The sequence below is a fragment of the Aromatoleum sp. genome (assembly GCF_036675785.1).
Taxonomy (GTDB): domain Bacteria; phylum Pseudomonadota; class Gammaproteobacteria; order Burkholderiales; family Rhodocyclaceae; genus Aromatoleum.
In genome coordinates this window covers 1-18,930 of sequence record NZ_JAKFEF010000011.1, presented here as the reverse complement: position 1 = coordinate 18,930, position 18,930 = coordinate 1, and the positions used below count along the sequence as shown (strand labels likewise).

Sequence of the window (18,930 nt, the reverse complement as noted above, 5' to 3'; positions counted from 1 at the left end):
CCGCACCGAGAGACCATCATGATCGAACGCATTGCCGCCTTCTGCATTCGCCGGCGCGACTGGGTCGTCGGCAGCCTCGCGCTGCTGACCCTGGTGCTGAGCTGGTTCGCGCTGCACATCGAGGTCCGCACCGTCTTCGAGGACATGCTGCCGTCGCGGCACGAGTACGTGCAGACGCACCAGAAGTTCAAGGACACATTCGGCGGTTCGAACATGGTCACGATCATGTTCGAAGTGCCCGACGGCGAGATCTTCCAGCCCGCCGTGCTCGAGAAGGTCCGCACCGTGACGCTCGGGCTGCGCGAAGTGTCCGCGGTCAATCCGTACCAGATCACGTCGCTCGCGTCGAAGAAGCTCAAGGAAGTGCGCGCCTCGACCGACGGTATCGAGACGCGGCCGCTGATGTGGCCCGATCTGCCGGCGAACGCCGACGAACTCGCCGCGCTGCGCGAGTCGGTGCTGCGCAATCCGCTCGTCTACGGCCCTTTCGTCTCGAAGGACCTGCAGGCGACGCTGATCACCGTGGACTTCATCGACCGCGAAGTGGATTACGCGAAGGTGTTCGCCGAGATCCGCGACCTTGTCGCGAAGGTCGATGACGGCAGCGTCGAGATCCGCGTCGTCGGCGACCCGATCCTCTACGGCTGGGTCAATCACTACGTGCCCGAGACGGTGAACCTCGTCGCCGCCGCGCTCGGCCTGACGCTCGCGATGCTCTTCGTGCTGCTGCGCACCTGGCGCGGCGTGCTGCTGCCGCTGCTCGCGGGCGTCGTCAGCGCGATCTGGGCGCTCGGCATCTGCCGCCTGATCGGCATCCACTTCGAGCCGCTCGTCATCGTCGTCGCGATGCTGATCACGTCGCGGGCGGTGTCGCACTCGGTACAGATCGTCAATCGCTTCGACGACGAGCTCGAGCTGATCGCGGTCGACGGCGACAGCGCGCGGACCGCGGCGCGCGTCGCGCTCGCGGACCTCTTCCGCCCCGGGATGCTCGGCGTGATCGCCGACGCCGCGTGCATGGCGGTCGTCGCGCTCTCCCCGATCCCGATGCTGCAGAAGCTGACCGTGCTGTCGGTCGTCTGGGTGTCGACGCTGACGATCAGCGCGGTGATCCTGACGCCGGTGCTCTTGTCGTATATCCGCCGGCCGCACGGCACGGTGCACCCGGTGAACCTCGCGCCGCTCTTGCGCCGCGTGCTCGACCTCGGCGTGTGGATGGCGACGTCGCGCTTCCGCTTCGCGGTGATCGGCTGCAGCGTGGTCGTCGTCGCGATGTCGGGTCTCTACGCGTTCAACCTGAAGATCGGCGACGCGAACCCCGGCTCGCCGATCCTGTGGCCGGAGTCGACGTACAACCGCGATTCGGCCGCGATCAACGCGCGCTTCCAGGGTGTCGACCGGATGTTCATCGTGCTCGGCGAGGACGGCAAGGAGGGCCTCGTCAAGAGCAACGATGTCTTGCTCGCGATGAACCGCTTCCAGCGCTTCATCGAGGCGCAGCCCGAAGTCGGCGGCACGGTGTCGATCGCCGACGTGCTGCCGGTGGTGAACAGCACGCTGCGCGAAGGCAACCCGCGCTACCTCGAATTGGGCGACAGCCAGAAGGTCAACGGCAGCCTGATGGCGATCCTCGATTCCGTCTCCGAACCCGGCGACATCGACCGCTTCTCCGACAACCAGTACGCGAACGGCGCGATCACGATGATGTTCCGCGACCGCCAGGGCGAGACGATTCGCACCGCGGTCGCGCGCGTGAAGGAGTTCATCGCGCAGAACCCGCTGCCGGAAGGCCAGTGGCAGCTCGCCGGCGGGCTGATCGGCGTGATGGCCGCGGTGAACGAAGTGATCCTGTCGAGCCAGATCGAAGCGGTCGCGCTCGCGCTGCTGGTGCTCGTCGTGATCTGCACGGTCGTCTATCGCTCGACGGTCGCCGGGATGCTGTTCATGGTGCCGGTGATCATCTCGAACACGCTGACCTTCAGCTTCATGGCGTGGAAAGGCATCGGCATGAACATCAACACCGTGCCGGTCGCCGCGCTCGGCATCGGGCTCGGCGTCGACTACGCGTTCTACATCGCCGACCGCATCAAGGAAGAGATCGCCGCCGGGCATCCGCCCGAGCGCGCGATCGCGACCGCGCTCCACTCCGCCGGCATGGGCGTCGTCGTCACCGCGAGCGTGCTGATCTTCAGCACGCTGCTGTGGTGGGCGTCGTCGCTGCGCTTCCAGGCGGAGATGGGCCTGCTGATGGCGATCTGGCTCGGGATCTCGGCGATGTCGGCGCTCTTCGTGATGCCGTCGGTGATCTACGTGTTCCGTCCCGCATTCATCTTCGGCCCGCGCGAGCGCGCGGCGCCTGTCGTGCTGCACCCGGCGATGCAGCGCGCCTGATCCACGGTTTCCTTCCACGCAGCACCTTTCGATCCATCCAGGGAGACAACATGAAAAGGAAAGGAGCTTCCGGTGCGCGCGTGCGTGCCGGGCTGAAGAAGCTCGGCGCCGCGGCGGCACTCGCGGTGGCGGGGATGCCGCTGCATGCCGCCGATGACAGCCTGCGGGTCGACGGTTACCTGCGCGAGGAACTGTCGTGGAACAGCTCGGACTGGGACGATACGCCCGACGACGACCGCGGCAAGCTGTCGATGGCGCGCACGACCGCGCGGCTGAACATCGACTGGAAGGCGACGCAGGACATCTCGGTCGTCGCGAAGCTGCGCGCGGTCGGCGAGTACCGGACGAGCTTCCTGAACGACCTCGAGAAGATGGGCGCGCACAATTACCACGAAGGCGCGCGCGGCGACATCATGAAGCTCTACAACCGCAACGACATCGGCGACGTCGTGCGTGAGCTGTACATCGATTTCCCGCTCGGCGAGCGCTCGCGGATGCGCTTCGGCAAGCAACAGATCGCGTGGGGCGAGACCGATTTCTTCGCCGCCAACGACCTCGTCCACGGCTTCGACTACACCTGGCGCACCTTCCTCGAACCCGCGAACGAGGAGCTGCGCAAGACCAACATCATGTTCAAGCTGAACGTCGATGTGCCGGAGCTGGATGGCGGCGTCGAGGCGTTCTTGCGCCCGGGCTGGGACCGCAAGGAGGACATCGGCACGGAGCTCGACGTCTACGGGGGCCGCTGGTCCGGGCATCCATATGCCGGCATCGATTTCCGCAACATCGACCCGTACGACTTCGACAACAAGGAAGGCGACTACAAGGACACGACCGGCGGCATCCGATGGAGCGGCCTCGCCGGCGACATCAACTATTCCGTGTCGTACCTGAAGACGTTCTGGCCAATGCCAATCATGAACGGCACGAGCAAGTTCAACGGCATGCCCGGCACGAGCCCCGTCGACACGGTCGGGCGTCCGGACACGACCGGCCTCTTCGGCAACATCATCTACCCGATGGTCGACGTCTTCGGCTTCACCGCCAGCGGCTACGCGGAGTGGGCCGACGCGGTGTTCAGCACCGAGGTCGCATACATCACGGACCTGCCGTACCAGATCTCGCAGCTCCCCGGCTCGTTCGCATCGCAGGTCGTCGCGCCCGGCTTCGACGGCATCGAGCGCAAGGACGTGCTGGCGTGGATGCTGCGGATGGACAAGAACATCGCGGCGACGCAACGCCTCTTCGGCAGCGAGAAGCCGATGTTCTTCTCGGTGCAGCTCTTCGACAAATGGGTGCAGAGCTACGACCACGACGAGCGACTGCTGAACACCGTCGGCTGGGGCGCGAGGACGAAGGAGCACTCGTTCCTGCTGACCGGCATCTTCAGCTTGAGCTACGACAACGGGCGCATCAAACCGGAACTCGTCGTCGGCAAGGACCTGACCTACGGCGGCGGCTTCGCGGTGCCGTCGGTGACGGTGGAGCTTGCGAAGGACTGGCGCTGGAAGGTCGAGTACGACGCGTTCTGGTCGGACGAAAAGCGCGATCTGACCGACTGCGCGACCTGCGACGACACCGGCTTCTTCGGCATCTTCCACGACCGCGACCAGCTCTACACGAGCCTGACCTACCTGTTCTGACACCCGGACGGAGAACGACGATGACACTGCACAAACCCCTGCTCGGCGCGCTCGCCGCCACCCTGATGACGACGACGCTCGTGGCCGGTGCGGCCGAACTGCCCGAAGGCACGGTGATTTCGGCCGAGAACATCGACAAGATCAAGAGCGACACCTTCGAGGGCCACACCGTCGAGAGCCTGCTGTCGGAGCGCATGGAATGGCGGATCCGCAACAACGGCTGGAAGCTGCCGCTCGCGAAGTCGAAGGAGATCCCGCTCGACCCGAAATGGGTCAAGGCGTCGCAGGCCAACGCCGGCAAGACGAAGATCAACGCCGAGACCTGTCAGGTCGACGGCTGGAGCGCGGGCCAGCCGTTTCCGAACATCGACATGAAGGATCCGCAGGCCGCCGAGAAGGTCGTCTGGAACTGGCACCTCGGCCAGCTCTCCGGCGACGTCGCGTACGTGCCCTACTTCACGCAGGCGCTGATCGACGGCGCGAAGGGCGTGCACGCCGAGCCGGTCGCCGAATTCACGCGCTACGCGATGAAGGGGCGGCTGTCGGGCGACGCGGTCGAAGGCGACGGCGGCGAGCGCAGCCGCCAGCTCCTGTACTTCAAGGGGCCGGCCGACATGAAGGGGCTCGGCACCTTCAGCATCATGTACGACTCGACGAAAGTGAACGACGTCTGGGCCTACATCCCCGCGGTGCGGCGCGTGCGGCGGCTGTCGGGCGGCGCGTGGATGGACCCGATCGGCTCGTCGGACCAGCTGCAGGACGACCTCGAAATTTTCAACGCGCGCCCGTGCTGGTACCCCGGCTACAAGATGCTCGGCAAGCGCTGGGTGCTCGCGGTCGCGAACAGCAAGACGCCGCTGTGGAACAAGAACGGCAAGGACTTCGCCGAGAAGTACCCGGTGCTCGAAAACGCCGCGCCGTTCTGGAACATGAACAACAACCGCTTCGAGCCGCGCGAGGTCTACGTCATCGAGGCGACGACGCCGTCCGAGCACCCGTACAGCAAGAAGGTCCTCTACGTCGACACGAAGTACCCGCGCATCTATTACGGCGAGGCGTACAACCGCAAGGGCGAGTTCTGGAAGTTCATGGAATTCCACTCCTACGCGGCGAAGGCCGAGGACGGCTTCGGCGACGTGCGCACGAGCGGCGGCGCGATCATCGACTTCCAGCGCAACCACGCGACGGTGTTCCTCGTCGATAGCGGGACGTGGAAGACGAACATTCCGGGCGTGAGCTCGAAGGACTACTCGCTGCAGAGCTTGCAGGCGGCGGGCCGCTGAACTGCCGAGCCGGACCGGGCGGGCCCCGCCGTCACGCCCGGCCGCCCGCTTCACGCTTCAAGCGCGTCCTCCAATTCGCCCGGCGATGGTATTGCCGGGCGTTTTTTTCCGCGCCTCGGCGGCGGGAAGCGGCCCCGAAAGGGGCCGAAGAAGGTACCCGCAGTAAGGAGGAGACGTGGCGCGGGTACCCGCAGCCGCTAGCGCTTCATGATCTTCAGCGTCTGGATCGACGTGTATTCCTCGAGTCCGTAGCGGCCGAACTCGACACCCAGCCCGGACTGCTTGACGCCGCCGAACGGCGCGTCCGGCTGCAGCGCGCCGTGCTCGTTGACCCACGCGGTACCGCATTCGAGCCGCCGCGCGAGTTCGGCCGCCCTGGCGCGGTCGTTCGACCAGATCGAGCCGCCGAGCCCGTTCTCGTTGTCGTTCGCGCGCCGGATCGCATCGTCGACATCCGTGTAGCGGATCACCGGCAGCACCGGCCCGAACTGCTCTTCATCGACGACGCGCATCCCGTCCTTCGCCTCGGCGATGACCGTCGGCTCGAAGAAGAAGCCCGCGCCCGCCTTCACCCTGCCGCCGGCGACGATGCGCGCGCCGTGCTCCTTCGCATCCTCGACCAGCTCGCGCACGAAATTGAGCTGCGCCTTGTTCTGCACCGGCCCGAGCTGCGTGCCCTCGGCGAGCCCGTCGTCGACGACGGTTTCACCGGCGATGCGCGCGAGCTCGGCGACGACATCGTCGTAGATGCTGTCGTGCACGTAGAGGCGCTTGAGGCACGCGCAGGTCTGGCCGTTGTTGTGGAAACCGACGCCGAACAGCTTCGGCGCGACCGCCTTCGGATCGACGTCCGGCAGCACGATGCCGGCGTCGTTGCCGCCGAGCTCCAGCGTCAGCCGCTTCAGGTTGGCCGCGGCGTTCTGCATGATGCTGCGCCCGGTCGGCGTCGAGCCGGTGAAGACGATCTTGTCGATGCCGCGGTGCTTCGCGATCGCGGAGCCGACGCCCGACTCGCCGGTGACGATGTTCAGCACCCCCGGCGGCAGGATGGTGTTGGCGAGTTCGACGAGGCGGATCGTCGCCGTCGGCGTCGACGACGCCGGCTTCACGACGACCGTGTTGCCCGCCCGCAGCGCCGGAATCACGTGCCAGATCGCGATCATCAGCGGCCAGTTCCACGGCGTGATCGACGCGACGACGCCGAGCGGCTTGCGGTGCACTTCAACCCGCGCGTCGTCGTTGTCCTGGATCACCTCGACCGGCAGCTCCAGATCGGCGGTCGCGTGCGTCCACGCGATCGCGCCGCCGACTTCCATCCCGGACCCGATGCCGTTCAGCCCGCCCAGCGGCTTGCCGCTCTCCTTCGTCACAAGCTCCATCAGCTCGGCCATGTTCGCCTCGATCGCCGCGCCGATCGCGTGCAGCAGGCGCTTGCGCTCGGCCTCGGGGAGGCCGCTCCAGGCCGGGAATGCCGCCCGCGCCGCGGCGACCGCCGCGTCCACATGCGTCGCATTGCCGGCCTGCACTTGCGCGAACGGCTCGCCGGTCGCCGGGTTGATGACGTCGAAAGTGCTTTCGGCCTTCACCGGCTGGCCGTTGATGATCATGTTGAAAATCCCCATGTCGCCTCCTCTTGTGATGTTTTCGGTACGGTTCGGTCGCTCGCGTTTGCAGGTGGCAAGACTAGGCGACCATTGCGATCGGGCGTTAGCCGAACTCGGCAAGTCGGGCGGACGCCGATCCAAGACCTGCTTCGAGCGCACGGCATCCGGGTGGTTGCTGCAATGATGGTAGTTGCGATGGCGCGCAATTTCCGCGCTTTTGGAGGCACAGGAAGCCCGACATACGCACGCTTTGCGCAGGTCCAACCGATTTCACGCAACTTCATTTCACCGGGCGACGCCGGTGCGGAATCTGTACCAGATCGGCGCCTCGGGCTTCCCCGTCGCGAACGCGCTGGCGCGCCGTTGAACCCTCGCCCAAGCCGCGTCGCGGCGACGCGCGCCCCTCCCGGTGGGGGGCCCGTCCGCCCGCTCGCGCGTCCACTCTTCGTGTACTGGCCGGCCCGAACCGGGGTCGAATCACGCGCGCGCCGGTCGCGGGCCGTCAACGGCCGCGGCAGTTGCAGATCGGGCCGGGAAAGGCGTTCGCAATGCGTCTGCCCCGGCGCTTCGACCGAGCGCGGGGCGGACCCGGCGCAGCCGGTCCCGCCCTCCCGCAGGGGTCGGGACGACGCTTCGTGCTCGCGGGGGCCGGGTCGATAACACCGCGCCGTTGCAGGTGAAATTCGCAGTTCCATGAAAATTCATGTTTCCATTGACACGCGAACTGTTCATACTTAAAGTAGTTTCCACAACGAATCCCCGACGCTTCCGGCGGCCCTGCGGACGCGGACAGAGGGAATAACGAGGAGACAAGATGGCCGAGATCGAGCACGCCGCGACGACGTCGCAGCGCGAGTGCGGTGGACGCGCCCCGACCCCGCGCAGCGGCGCGGGTGGCGGAATCCCCTGCCGGAGGGCGCGCCGTGGCTGAGCGTTCGTTCAAGAAGGAAGTCCAGCAGCTGCGCATCCCCGCCGGCGAAGAGTTCCGCGGCGAAGGCATCCTCGCGGTCACGAAGGCGCTGCTGCAGTCCGGCGTCGGCTACGTCGCCGGCTACCAGGGCTCGCCGATCTCGCACCTGATGGACGTGCTCGCCGACGCGAAGGAGATTCTCGACGAGCTCGGCGTGCATTTCGAGGCGAGCGCGTCCGAAGCGACCGCGGCCGCAACGCTCGCGGCGTCGGTGCATTACCCGATCCGCGGCGCGGTGACATGGAAGTCGACCGTCGGCACGAACGTCGCGTCCGACGCGCTCGCGAACCTCGCATCCGGCGGCGTCACCGGCGGCGCGCTGATCATTATCGGCGAGGACTACGGCGAAGGCTCGTCGATCATGCAGGAGCGGTCGCACGCGTTCGCGATGAAATCGCAGATGTGGCTGCTCGACCCGCGCCCGAACCTCGAATCGATCGTCAAGGCCGTCGAGGACGGCTTCGAGCTGTCCGAGGCGAGCAGCACGCCGGTGATGCTCGAAATGCGCATCCGCTCGTGCCACGTGCATGGTCGCTTCATCACGCGCGAAAACCGCCGCCCCGCGTTCAGCCTCGCCGACGCGCTCGCGAACCCGCGCCGCGACACCGGCCGCATCGTGCTGCCGCCCGCGTCCTTCTTGCATGAACACGAGAAGATCCGCGACCGCTGGCCGGCCGCGGTGAAGTTCATCCGCGAGCGAAAGCTCAACGAGTTCTTCGACGGCGACTTCGAGGACGTCGGCCTGATCCTGCAGGGCGGCCTCTACAACGGCGTGATTCGCGGGCTGCAGTTGCTCGGCCTCGCCGATTCGTTCGGCAACAGCCGCATTCCGCTGTACGTGATGAACGTGACCTACCCGGTCATCGACGACCAAGTCCTCGAGTTCTGCGACGGCAAGCGCGCGGTGCTGCTGCTCGAGGAAGGGCAGCCCGACTTCATCGAGCAGAACCTGCACGCGATCCTGCGCAAGGCCGGCGTCGCGACGAAGCTCGCCGGCAAGGACGTGCTGCCGATGGCGGGCGAATACACGACCCAGGTGATGCGCGACGGCATCGAGGCGTTCCTCAAGGCGAACGAGCCGCGCGCACTGGCGACGGGCGAACACACCGCCGACGGCCGGGGCCACGACCAGGCGGCGTGCGAGTCCGCACAGAAATCCGCGGCGGTGCCGATCACGTTCCACCCGAACGTCCAGGCACTCGCGTCGGTCGTGCCGCCGCGCCCGGCCGGCTTCTGCACCGGCTGCCCGGAGCGACCGATCTTCGCCGCGATGAAGCTCGCGCAGGCGGACCTCGGCGAGCATCACATCTCGTGCGACATCGGCTGTCACCTGTTCTCGATCCTGCCGCCGTTCAACCTCGGCGCGACGACGATGGGCTACGGCCTCGGCGCGGCGTCGAGCTCGGCGTTCAACGTCAAGCACGGCAAGCGCTCGATCTCGGTGATGGGCGACGGCGGCTTCTGGCACAACGGGCTCACGTCGGGAATCGGCAACGCCGTATTCAACAAGAACGACGGTGTCATCGTCATCGTCGACAACTTCTACTCGTCGGCGACCGGCGGCCAGGACATCCTTTCGTCGCGCGCCGACAACCCGGACCGCACGACGAAGAACCCGATCGAGAAAGCGATCCGCGGCGCCGGCGTCAAGTGGGTGCGCACGATCGACCGCACCTACGACGTCGCCCGGATGCGCGACACACTCGAAGAGGCGCTGACGACGACGGCCGACGGCCCGAAAGTCATCATCGCCCAGTCCGAGTGCATGCTGAACAAGCAGCGCCGGGTGAAACCGCTCTTCAACAAGGCGGTGAAGGCCGGCGAGCGCGTCGTCAAGGAGCGCTTCGGCGTCGATCCGGACGTGTGCACCGGCGATCACGCGTGCATCCGCTTGTCCGGCTGTCCGTCGCTGTCGGTCAAGGACAGCGGCGACCCGCTGAAGGAAGACCCGGTCGCGCACGTCGACAGCAGCTGCGTCGGCTGCGGCAACTGCGGCGAGGTCGCCGAAGCCGCGGTGCTGTGCCCGTCGTTCTACCGCGCCGACATCATCCACAACCCGACATTCCGCGACCGCTTCGTCGCGAGAATGCGCGGCGCGGTGATCGGCTGGCTGCAACGCCGTCGCGCGGCACGTCTCGCGCGTTTCGCGCTGTGAGGAATCCGAAATGAGCCAAATCGTTCTTCACCCGGGCACCCCGATCAAGATCGCGATCCTCGCGATGGGCGGACAGGGCGGCGGCGTGCTCGCCGACTGGACCGTCGAGATGGCCGAAGCGGCCGGCTGGTGGGCGCAGACGACCTCCGTGCCGGGCGTCGCGCAGCGCACCGGCGCGACGATCTACTACGTCGAGTTGCTGCCCGAGTCGGCCGCACAGGCCGCCGGGCGGCCGCCCGCGCTCGCGATGATGCCGACGCCGGGCGACGTGGATCTCGTCGTCGCGGCCGAGCTGATGGAAGCCGGTCGCGCGATGCAGCGCGGCCTGGTGACGCCGGACCGCACGACGCTGATCACCTCGACGCACCGCAGCTACGCGGTCGCCGAGAAGGCCGCGCCGGGCAACGGCATCGCCGACCCGAACAAGGTCATCGACGCCGGCCGGGAAGCCGCGAAGCGCCTGCTGTGCTTCGACCTGCAACAGCTCGCCGAACGCGCGGGCAGCGTGATCTCGGCGAGTCTCTTCGGTGCGATCGCGGGGTCCGGCGCGCTGCCGTTCGCACGCGACGCATTCGAGGAGACGATCCGCCACGGCGGCGTCGGCGTCGAAGCGAGCCTGCGGGCGTTCGCACTCGGCTTCGAGGCCGCGGCTTCTGCCCCGGCCGAGCCGGCGCCGATCAACACGTCCCGCGCGCTGCCGGACGTCCCCGGCCACGCGGCTGACCCGCGCGTGCAGGCGCTGCTCGACGACGTCCGACGCTTCCCGACGGCCGCGCAGCCGCTGCTCGTCGCCGGGGTGCGGCGACTGATCGACTACCAGGACGTCGCGTATGCCCAGGACTATCTGCGCACGCTGCAGGGCTTGCGCGAGCTCGACGCGAAAGCGGGTGGCGACGCGCGAGACTGGGCGCTGACGCAGGCCGCCGCGCGCTATGTCGCGGTCGCGATGAGCTACGACGACGTGATCCGCGTCGCCGACCTGAAGACGCGCGGCAGCCGCTTCGAGCGCGTGCGCAGCGAAGTCGGCGCGAAGGCCGGCCAGCTCGTCTATACAACCGAGTTCATGCATCCGCGCCTCGAGGAAATCTGCGGCACGCTGCCCGCTCCGCTCGGGCGCTGGCTGGAGAACTCGAAGGCGGTCGGCGGCTTCATCCGCCGCCGCGTCGAAAAGGGCCGGCGCGTGCAGACCGGCACGCTGACGTGGTTCCTCGCGCTGTACGGCGTCGCCGGCATGCGGCGCTTTCGCCGCGCCACGCTGCGCCACCGGATCGAGACCGCGCACCTGCGCGACTGGCTCGAACGCGCGACGCGCATCGCGGCCGCCGACTACGCGCTCGGCGTCGAGGTGCTGAACTGCCGCCGGCTGATCAAGGGCTACAGCGGCACGCACGACCGCGGCGACAAGCGCTTCGAGCGGCTGATGAGCGCCGCCGACCGGCTGCTCGGCCAGCCCGACGCCGCCGCGACGCTGCGCGGCCTGCGCGAAGCCGCGCTCGCCGACGAGGAAGGCAAGGCACTCGACGCGCAGCTCGCGCAACTGCTGCGCGGCCGCGCCGCGGCCGGCTCCCCGCAAGCGCTCGACACCCGCCGCGTCGCGGCCTGATCCCTCCGCCCGAACGGTAGCCGGCTGCCGCATAGACAGCATTTTTTTCGAGGACCAACCACCATGCGCACGTTCGAACTCGTAGTCCGCTCCGTCACCACGCCGACGCCGCTGATCCGCGCGTTCGAGCTCGCCGCGCCCGACGGCAGTCCGCTGCCCGCCTTCACCGCCGGTGCGCATCTGCAGGTCGCGATCCCCGGCCTCGCCGATCCGCGCTGCTACTCGCTGATCGAACTGTCGCCGGCCGCCGGCGCGTTCGAGCGCTACCGCCTCGGCGTGCGGATCGAGGACGCGAGCCGCGGCGGCTCGCGCTTCATGCATGCGCTGAAAGCCGGCGACCGCGTCACCGTCACCGGGCCGAAGAACGACTTCCCGCTGCACGAACCGGCTCTGGGCGAACCCCCGGTCGTGCTGCTCGCCGGCGGCATCGGCATCACGCCGATCGCGAGCATGGCCGCCGCGCTGAAGGCAGCCGGACGGCCGTTCGAACTCCATTACAGCGGCCGCAGCCGCGACCAGCTCGCCTTCACTGACGAACTCGCCGCGCTCGCCGGCGACGCGCTCGCGCTGCATGCGGACGACGACGACGCGACGCGGCTCGACCTCGGCGCGCTGCTCGACGCGCGGCGCCCGAACGGCATCGACGCGTGCCATCTCTACGTCTGCGGCCCGAAAGCCATGATCGACGCGGCCATCGCGGGCGCGAAAGCGCGCGGCTGGCCGGCGGACAACGTGCATTTCGAACTCTTCGCGACGGCGGCTCCGGTCGCCGGCGACCAGCCGTTCGAACTCGAGCTGCGCCAGTCCGGCAAGGTATTGGTGGTGCCGGCCGACAAGACGATCGCCGAAGTGATGGAAGAAGCCGGCTGCGACCCGATGATCGACTGCAAGCGCGGCGAATGCGGCGTGTGTTCGGCGACCGTGCTCGAAGGCGTGCCCGACCACCGCGATTACGTGCTGTCGGACGCCGAGAAGGCCGAAGGCAAGCTGATCCAGATCTGCATCTCGCGCGCGAAGACGGCGCGGCTGGTGCTCGATCTTTAAAAAAACCACAGACGAGAAAACTCGCAGGAGGAGACCAGGATGGACCGCTACAGAGAGAACCCCGAAGCCGTGCGCGCGCTCGTGCGCGACCTCGAAGTGCATAAGGACACCTACATCGACCAGGAGCTGTTCGAGCTCGAGATGGAACATCTCTTCGCGAACACCTGGGTCTATGTCGGCCACGCGAGCCAGGTGCCGAACAAGGGCGACTTCTACACGACGACGGTCGGCACCGAGCCGGTCGTCATGGTGCGCCACACCGACGATTCGATCCGCGTGTTGTACAACCGCTGTCCGCACAAGGGCGTCAAGGTCGCCGGCGAGACCTGCGGCAACACCGGCAAGTTCTTCCGCTGCCCGTACCACGCGTGGACGTTCAAGACCGACGGCGCACTGCTCGCGGTGCCGTTGAAAAAAGGCTACGAGAACACCGGCTTCGATTCGTGCGAGGCGAAGCACGGCATGGCCGCGGTTGACAACGTGAAGGTCTACCGCGACTTCGTGTTCTGCCGTCTCAACCCGAACGGCATCTCGTTCGAGGACTACTTCGGCGAGTCGCTGTCGACGCTCGACAACATGGTCGACCGCTCGCCCGAAGGCCGGCTCGAGGTCGCCGGCGGCGTGCTGCGTTACATGCACGACTGCAACTGGAAGATGCTCGTCGACAACCAGACCGACACCTGCCATCCGATGGTCGCGCACGAGTCGTCGGCCGGCACCGCGGTGAAAGTCTGGAAGGAAGCACCGGAAGGCACGCCGAAGCCGATGGCGGTCGAGCTCTTCGCGCCGTTCGTGTCGTCGTACGAGTTCTTCGAGAACATGGGCATCCGCGTGTGGGACAACGGCCACGGCCACACCGGCGTCGGCGACTCGATCCACGCCGCGTACTCGCCCGCGCCCGGTTACTGGGAGCAGATGGTCGCCGCCTACGGCGAGGAGCGCGCGAAAGCGATCCTCGGCGACACGCGGCACAACACCGTGTATTTCCCGAACATCATGGTCAAGGGGCCGATCCAGACGCTGCGCATCTTCAAGCCCATCGCCGCGAACAAGACGCTCGTCGAGTCCTGGACCTTCCGCCTCGTCGGCGCGCCCGACCTGCTGCTCGAACGCACGCTGATGTACAACCGGCTGATCAACGCGCCGACCTCCGTCGTCGGCCACGACGACCTCGAGATGTACGAGCGCGCGCAGGAAGCGCTGCAGTCGCGCGGCCGCGACTGGATCAACGTCGCACGGCTGTTCGACCCCGCCGAGAAGGACCGGAAGAACGTCGCGACGAACGGCACGAACGAGTGGCAGATGCGCAACCAGTTCCGCGCGTGGGCGCGGTTCATGACCGAGACGATGTGAGGCCAGGACAATGACGATCGACATCACGCACAAGACCCTGACCGACTTCGTCTACGCCGAAGCACGCATGCTCGACGAGCAGCGCTTCGGCGACTGGCTGAACCTCTTCGCCGAGGACGGCTACTACTGGATGCCGCTCGCACACGGCCAGACCGACCCGCGCCTGCAGACGTCGCTGCTGTACGAAGACAAGCTCCTGCTGCGCGTGCGCGTCGAGCGCCTCGCCGGCCAGCGCACGTTCTCGCAGCAGCCGAAGAGCCGCTGCCACCACCTGCTGCAGGCGCCGTCCGTCGAATCGTCGGCCCCGGCGGGCGAGCACGTCGTGCGCACGGCGTTCCACTACGTCGAGACGCGCGAGGACCGGCAGACGCTGTACGCGGGCTGGACGACGCACCATCTCGTCGCCGACGGCGATGCGCTGAAGATCCGCTTGAAGCGCGTCGACCTCGTCAATTGCGACGCGGCGTTCGCGAACATCCAGCTCTTCATGTGAGCGGGGACGACGACGTGAGCGACACCGTCCATCGGCTCTTCACCGCCTCGGCCGCGCGCTGGGCCGAGCGGCCCTTCCTCAGCGTGCTGCCGGAAACCGCGGCGATCTACGGCATCGAGGCGGGCGAACTCAGCTACCGCGACGCGGCCGCGAAAATCGCCGCGCTGCGCAACGCCTACGCCGCCGCCGGCTACGGCCATGGCCACCGCATCGGCCTGCTGCTCGAGAACCGCCCGGCGTTCTTCCTGCACTGGTTCGCGCTCAACGCGCTCGGCGCATCGGTCGTGCCGATCAATGCCGACCTGCGCGCGGCCGAGCTCGAATACCTGATCGGCCATTCCGAAATCGCGCTCGCGGTCGCGCTGCCCGAGCGCCACGCCGATCTCGTCGCCGCAGCCGACCGCGCCGGCCGCCCGTTCCGCGTCGTCGCCGACGGCGAAGCGCCGCCGCCGGCCGCGTTCGCGGCCCCGCTCGCCGGGACCTCGGTCGGCGAGCTGACCGAATGCGCGCTGCTCTATACGTCGGGCACGACCGGGCGACCGAAAGGCTGCATCCTGCCGAACCGCTACTTCCTGCACGCCGGCCGCTGGTACGCGGACGTCGGCGGGCTCGCGCGCCTGTACCCGGGCGAGGAGCGGATGATCACGCCGCTGCCGCTCGTGCATATGAACGCGATGGCGTATTCGGCGATGGCGATGCTCACGACCGGCGGCTGCCTGATCCCGCTCGACCGCTTCCACCCGAAGAGCTGGTGGGCGAATGTCCGCGACGCGCGCGCCACCGTCGTGCATTACCTCGGCGTGATGCCGGCGATGCTGATGAAGGCCGAACCGTCCCCCGAAGACCGGGAGCATTCGGTGCGTTTCGGCTTCGGCGCCGGTGTCGACCGCAGCCTGCACCGCATCTTCGAGGACCGCTTCGGCTTCCCGCTGCTCGAAGCGTGGGCGATGACCGAGACCGGCGCCGGCGCGGTGATCATCGCGAACCGCGAGCCGAGGAAGATCGGCACGAGCTGCTTCGGGCGTGAGGGACCGGACGTCGAGGTGCGCGTCGTCACCGACGACGGCCGCGACGCCGCGATCGAGGAACACGGCGAACTGCTCGTCCGCCACGCCGGCGACGACGCGCGCTACGGCTTCCTCGCCGGCTACCTGAAGGACGAGGCCGCGACCGCAGAGGCCTGGGCCGGCGGCTGGTTCCACAGCGGCGACGTCGTGCGGCGCGACGCCGACGGCTTGCTGCATTTCGTCGACCGCAAGAAGAACGTGATCCGCCGCAGCGGCGAGAACATCGCCGCGGTCGAGGTCGAGAGCGTGCTGCAGCAGCACCCGCTCGTCAAAGCCGTCGCGGTCGCCGCGGTGCCCGACCCGGTGCGCGGCGACGAAGTGATGGCCTGCGTCGTCGCGCAGCAGCCGCCTGCCGACCGCGCGACGATGGAGGCGGCTGCGGCCGAACTCGTCGACTGGACACTCGGCCAGATCGCGTACTACAAGGCGCCGGGCTTCGTTGCGTTCGTCGACAGCCTGCCGCTGACCGCGACGAACAAGATCCAGCGCGGCGAACTGAAGACGCTCGCGCCGACGCTCGTCGGCCGCGCGAACTGCGTCGACACCTGCGCGATGAAGAAGCGCCAGGAGGTCGGCAAGTGACGCGCTGGCTCGGCTACGACGGCGTCGCCGTCGCGGTGCCGGTCACGGTGCCGTACGAACGCTACTCGACGCACAGCGCGCACTGGTGGCTCGGCCGCGCGCTCGCCGGGTTGATTCGGGGCGCGGGGATCGCGAAGGCGGACATCGACGGCGTCTGCGTGTCGAGCTTCACGCTCGGCCCGGACACCGCGGTCGGCCTGATGCAGCACCTCGGCATGACGCCGCGCTGGCTCGACCACATCCCGATGGGCGGCGCGTCCGGCGTCGTCGCGCTGCGCCGGGCGGCGCGCGCGGTGCAGGGCGGCGACGCCGACGTCATCGCGTGCATCGCGGGCGACACCAACCAGGTCGATTCCTTCCGCAACACCGTCAGCCAGTTCTCGCGCTTCGCGCAGGACGCCGTCTATCCCTACGGGGCCGGTGGCCCGAACGCGAGCTTCGCGCTGCTGACCGACTACTACATGAAGCAGTACGGCGCGACGCGCGAGGACTTCGGCAAGCTGTGCGTCGCGCAGCGCGACAACAGCCTGAAGAATCCGCACGCGCTGATGAAGAAGCCGCTGACGCTCGCGCAGTACCTCGACGCGCGGCCGATCACCGACCCGATCCACCTCTTCGACTGCGTGATGCCGTGCGCCGGCGCCGAAGGCTACCTCGTGATGAGCGAGGAACGTGCCCACGCGCTCGGCTTGCCGTTCGCCCGCATTCGCTCGACGATCGAGCGCCACAACGCGTTCCCCGAAGACCCGATCCAGTTCCGCGGCGGCTGGGCGATGGACCGCGACGCGCTGTACGAGCACGCCGGGGTCGCGCCCGCCGACGTCGATTTCGTCGAGACCTACGACGACTATCCGGTCATCAACATGATGCAGTTCGAGGACCTCGGGTTCTGCGCGAAAGGCGAAGCGCCGGCCTTCGTGCGCGAGCACCGCTTCACGATCGACGGCTCGTTCCCGTTCAACACTTCCGGCGGCCAGCTGTCGGTCGGCCAGGCGGGTGCGGCCGGCGGCTACCTCGGCTTCGTGCAGGCGCTGCGCCAGCTGACGAACAGCGCCGGCGACATGCAGGTCAAGGACGCCCGCATCGCCCTCGTGTCCGGCTTCGGCATGATCAATTACGACCGCGGCCTGTGCTCCGGCGCGGCGCTGCTCGAACGGGGGATGGCATGACGGAAGCGTTCGGCAAACCGACGAAGAAGAACCCGACCGCCCGCACCCGCCTGCCGACGCTGCCGCCCGGCTCGCGCAGCCGCACCGCGCTCGGCCTCACCCGCGCCGCGGCGGAAGGCCGCTTCGAGATGCAGGTCTGCGCCGATTGCGGCGCGGTGCAATACCCGCCGCGCGAAGTCTGCGGCGACTGCCTGTCCGAGCGGCTCGACTGGCGCGCCGTCGCCGACGGCGGGCGGCTCGTCGCGACGACCACCTTGCGCCACAGCAATGACCTGTATTTCCGCGAGCGCCTGCCGTGGCGCGTCGGGACCGTGAGGATGGACGCCGGCCCGTCGGTCGTCGCGCATGTGCACGAGGATTGCGCCGACGACGGTCGCGTGCGCCTCGCACTGAGACTCGACCGCAGCGGCCAGGCTGTGCTGCACGCATTGCCCCCGGAGGACACCCCGAACATGAACGACTCGCCGCAACTGCGCGAAAGCCACTGCGACCCGAAGCACCGCCGCGCGCTCGTCACCGACGGCCGCTGCGCGCTCGGGCGCGCGCTCGCGAAAGCGCTGCTCGACGCCGGCGCCGCGACGGTGTTCGTCGGCGACCCGACGACCTGGAAAGCCGACGCCGCGTTCGACGCCTTCGTCACGTCCGATCCGCGCATCGAGCCGGTCGCGCTCGACGTCACCGACACCGACTCGGTCGAGCGCCTCGCGGCGTCGATCGGCGGCAAGGTCGAGATCCTCGTGAATACCGCGGACCATCCGCGCGACGGCGGCGTGATGACGCGCCGGGACGTCGGCATCGCGCGCGACGCGATCGACGTCAATGTGCTCGGCCTGATGCGCCTCGCGCAGGCGTTCGGCCCGGCGCTGGGAGCGCGCGCCGGCGACGGCGCGAACCACGCGGTCGCGTGGGTCAACGTGCTGTCGATCCACGCGCTCGCGGCGCTGCCGACCCGCGGCGGATGGTCCGCGTCGAAGGCCGCCGCGCTGTCGCTCGCGCAGACGCTGCGTGCGGAGTTTCGCGCGTCCGGCATCCGCGTGCTGAACGTCTTCCCCGGCCCGATCGACGACGAATGGGAGCAGCTCACGCCGCCGCCGAAACTCGCGCCGTTCGCCGTCGCGAAGGCGATCGCCCGCGCGCTGCAGGACGGCGTCGAGGACCTCTATGTCGGCGAAGTCGCCGAGGAGCTGCGCGCGCGGCTGCGCGAAAACCACAAGGCCGTCGAGCGCGAGCTCGGCAATTGAAGGCCCACCCAACGAATAGACCCGCAAGGGCACCCCAACCACCGAAGGAGACCCCCATCGTGAGCACCCCGATCCTCGCGCAGTTCATGGCCGAGTTGCTGTCCGGCCGCGTAAGACTCGTTGACCTCACGCAGACCCTGACGCCGGAATTCCCGACGATCGTGCTGCCGCCGGAATTCGGCCAGGCGTGGCCGTTCCGCGTCGAGGAGATCTCGCGCTACGACGAGCGCGGCCCGGCGTGGTACTGGAACAACTTCTCGTGCTCGGAGCACACCGGCACGCACTTCGACGCGCCGGTGCATTGGGTCACCGGCAAGGACCAGCCGAACAAC

13 protein-coding genes are annotated in these 18,930 nt (G+C 68.2%); 12 read left to right on the top strand and 1 reads right to left on the bottom strand.

Annotated elements, in window-relative coordinates:
* Positions 1–18 precede the first annotated feature (18 nt).
* Genes V6M37_RS02245 through V6M37_RS02235 form a run of 3 tightly spaced genes read left to right on the top strand, consistent with a single transcriptional unit; the run spans position 19 to position 5,317 of the window.
* Entirely contained in the window at positions 19–2,391 is a 2,373-nt protein-coding gene (locus V6M37_RS02245; RefSeq protein WP_332670716.1) for an efflux RND transporter permease subunit, read from the top strand.
* 50 nt (positions 2,392–2,441) lie between these two features.
* Entirely contained in the window at positions 2,442–4,034 is a 1,593-nt protein-coding gene (locus V6M37_RS02240) for a DUF1302 family protein (protein WP_332670715.1), read from the top strand.
* A 20-nt stretch (positions 4,035–4,054) separates the two neighbouring features.
* Complete coding sequence (locus V6M37_RS02235) at positions 4,055–5,317, top strand: DUF1329 domain-containing protein (RefSeq protein ID WP_332670712.1); 1,263 nt, start codon at positions 4,055–4,057, stop codon at positions 5,315–5,317.
* Between the two features lie 197 nt (positions 5,318–5,514).
* Here the strand turns inward: V6M37_RS02235 and V6M37_RS02230 are convergent, their stop codons facing one another.
* Positions 5,515–6,939, bottom strand: a complete 1,425-nt coding sequence (locus V6M37_RS02230) for an aldehyde dehydrogenase family protein (RefSeq protein ID WP_332670710.1) — start codon at positions 6,937–6,939, stop codon at positions 5,515–5,517.
* 905 nt (positions 6,940–7,844) lie between these two features.
* Between V6M37_RS02230 and V6M37_RS02225 the strand changes: the two genes are divergently transcribed.
* The 9 genes from V6M37_RS02225 to V6M37_RS02185 all read left to right on the top strand — a co-directional run.
* Entirely contained in the window at positions 7,845–10,046 is a 2,202-nt protein-coding gene (locus tag V6M37_RS02225) for an indolepyruvate ferredoxin oxidoreductase subunit alpha (protein ID WP_332670707.1), read from the top strand.
* A gap of 10 nt (positions 10,047–10,056) precedes the next feature.
* Complete coding sequence (locus V6M37_RS02220) at positions 10,057–11,649, top strand: indolepyruvate oxidoreductase subunit beta family protein (protein WP_332670705.1); 1,593 nt, start codon at positions 10,057–10,059, stop codon at positions 11,647–11,649.
* Between the two features lie 63 nt (positions 11,650–11,712).
* On the top strand, positions 11,713–12,693 hold the full coding sequence (locus V6M37_RS02215; protein WP_332670703.1) for a PDR/VanB family oxidoreductase: 981 nt from the start codon (positions 11,713–11,715) through the stop codon (positions 12,691–12,693).
* Positions 12,694–12,732: 39 nt separating this feature from the next.
* Positions 12,733–14,046 (top strand): aromatic ring-hydroxylating dioxygenase subunit alpha, encoded by a 1,314-nt coding sequence (locus V6M37_RS02210; RefSeq protein ID WP_332670701.1) that lies wholly within the window; start codon positions 12,733–12,735, stop codon positions 14,044–14,046.
* Between the two features lie 10 nt (positions 14,047–14,056).
* Positions 14,057–14,539, top strand: coding sequence for an aromatic-ring-hydroxylating dioxygenase subunit beta (locus tag V6M37_RS02205; protein WP_332670699.1), 483 nt, complete (start codon positions 14,057–14,059; stop codon positions 14,537–14,539).
* Positions 14,540–14,553: 14 nt separating this feature from the next.
* Positions 14,554–16,188 (top strand): AMP-binding protein, encoded by a 1,635-nt coding sequence (locus V6M37_RS02200; RefSeq protein ID WP_332670697.1) that lies wholly within the window; start codon positions 14,554–14,556, stop codon positions 16,186–16,188.
* Positions 16,185–17,357: a thiolase family protein gene (locus tag V6M37_RS02195; RefSeq protein WP_332670696.1), complete on the top strand. Its 1,173-nt coding sequence runs from the start codon at positions 16,185–16,187 to the stop codon at positions 17,355–17,357. Before V6M37_RS02200 ends, V6M37_RS02195 begins: the two co-directional genes overlap by 4 nt.
* A complete protein-coding gene (locus tag V6M37_RS02190) occupies positions 17,354–18,598 on the top strand; it encodes an SDR family NAD(P)-dependent oxidoreductase (RefSeq protein WP_332670695.1) in 1,245 nt (414 codons plus the stop codon). Before V6M37_RS02195 ends, V6M37_RS02190 begins: the two co-directional genes overlap by 4 nt.
* Before the next feature lie 59 nt (positions 18,599–18,657).
* Positions 18,658–18,930 (top strand): cyclase family protein (locus V6M37_RS02185; protein WP_332670693.1); only part of this gene is annotated, 273 nt, incomplete at its 3' end.

What these genes read in the sequence shown, in the direction of transcription:
- V6M37_RS02220 (WP_332670705.1), top strand. Translation starts at nt 10,057, where the DNA reads ATGAGCCAAATCGTTCTTCACCCGGGCACCCCGATCAAGATCGCGATC.
- V6M37_RS02235 (WP_332670712.1), top strand. Translation starts at nt 4,055, where the DNA reads ATGACACTGCACAAACCCCTGCTCGGCGCGCTCGCCGCCACCCTGATG.
- V6M37_RS02245 (WP_332670716.1), top strand. Translation starts at nt 19, where the DNA reads ATGATCGAACGCATTGCCGCCTTCTGCATTCGCCGGCGCGACTGGGTC.
- V6M37_RS02210 (WP_332670701.1), top strand. Translation starts at nt 12,733, where the DNA reads ATGGACCGCTACAGAGAGAACCCCGAAGCCGTGCGCGCGCTCGTGCGC.
- V6M37_RS02230 (WP_332670710.1), bottom strand. Translation starts at nt 6,939, where the DNA reads ATGGGGATTTTCAACATGATCATCAACGGCCAGCCGGTGAAGGCCGAA.
- V6M37_RS02190 (WP_332670695.1), top strand. Translation starts at nt 17,354, where the DNA reads ATGACGGAAGCGTTCGGCAAACCGACGAAGAAGAACCCGACCGCCCGC.
- V6M37_RS02240 (WP_332670715.1), top strand. Translation starts at nt 2,442, where the DNA reads ATGAAAAGGAAAGGAGCTTCCGGTGCGCGCGTGCGTGCCGGGCTGAAG.
- V6M37_RS02205 (WP_332670699.1), top strand. Translation starts at nt 14,057, where the DNA reads ATGACGATCGACATCACGCACAAGACCCTGACCGACTTCGTCTACGCC.
- V6M37_RS02215 (WP_332670703.1), top strand. Translation starts at nt 11,713, where the DNA reads ATGCGCACGTTCGAACTCGTAGTCCGCTCCGTCACCACGCCGACGCCG.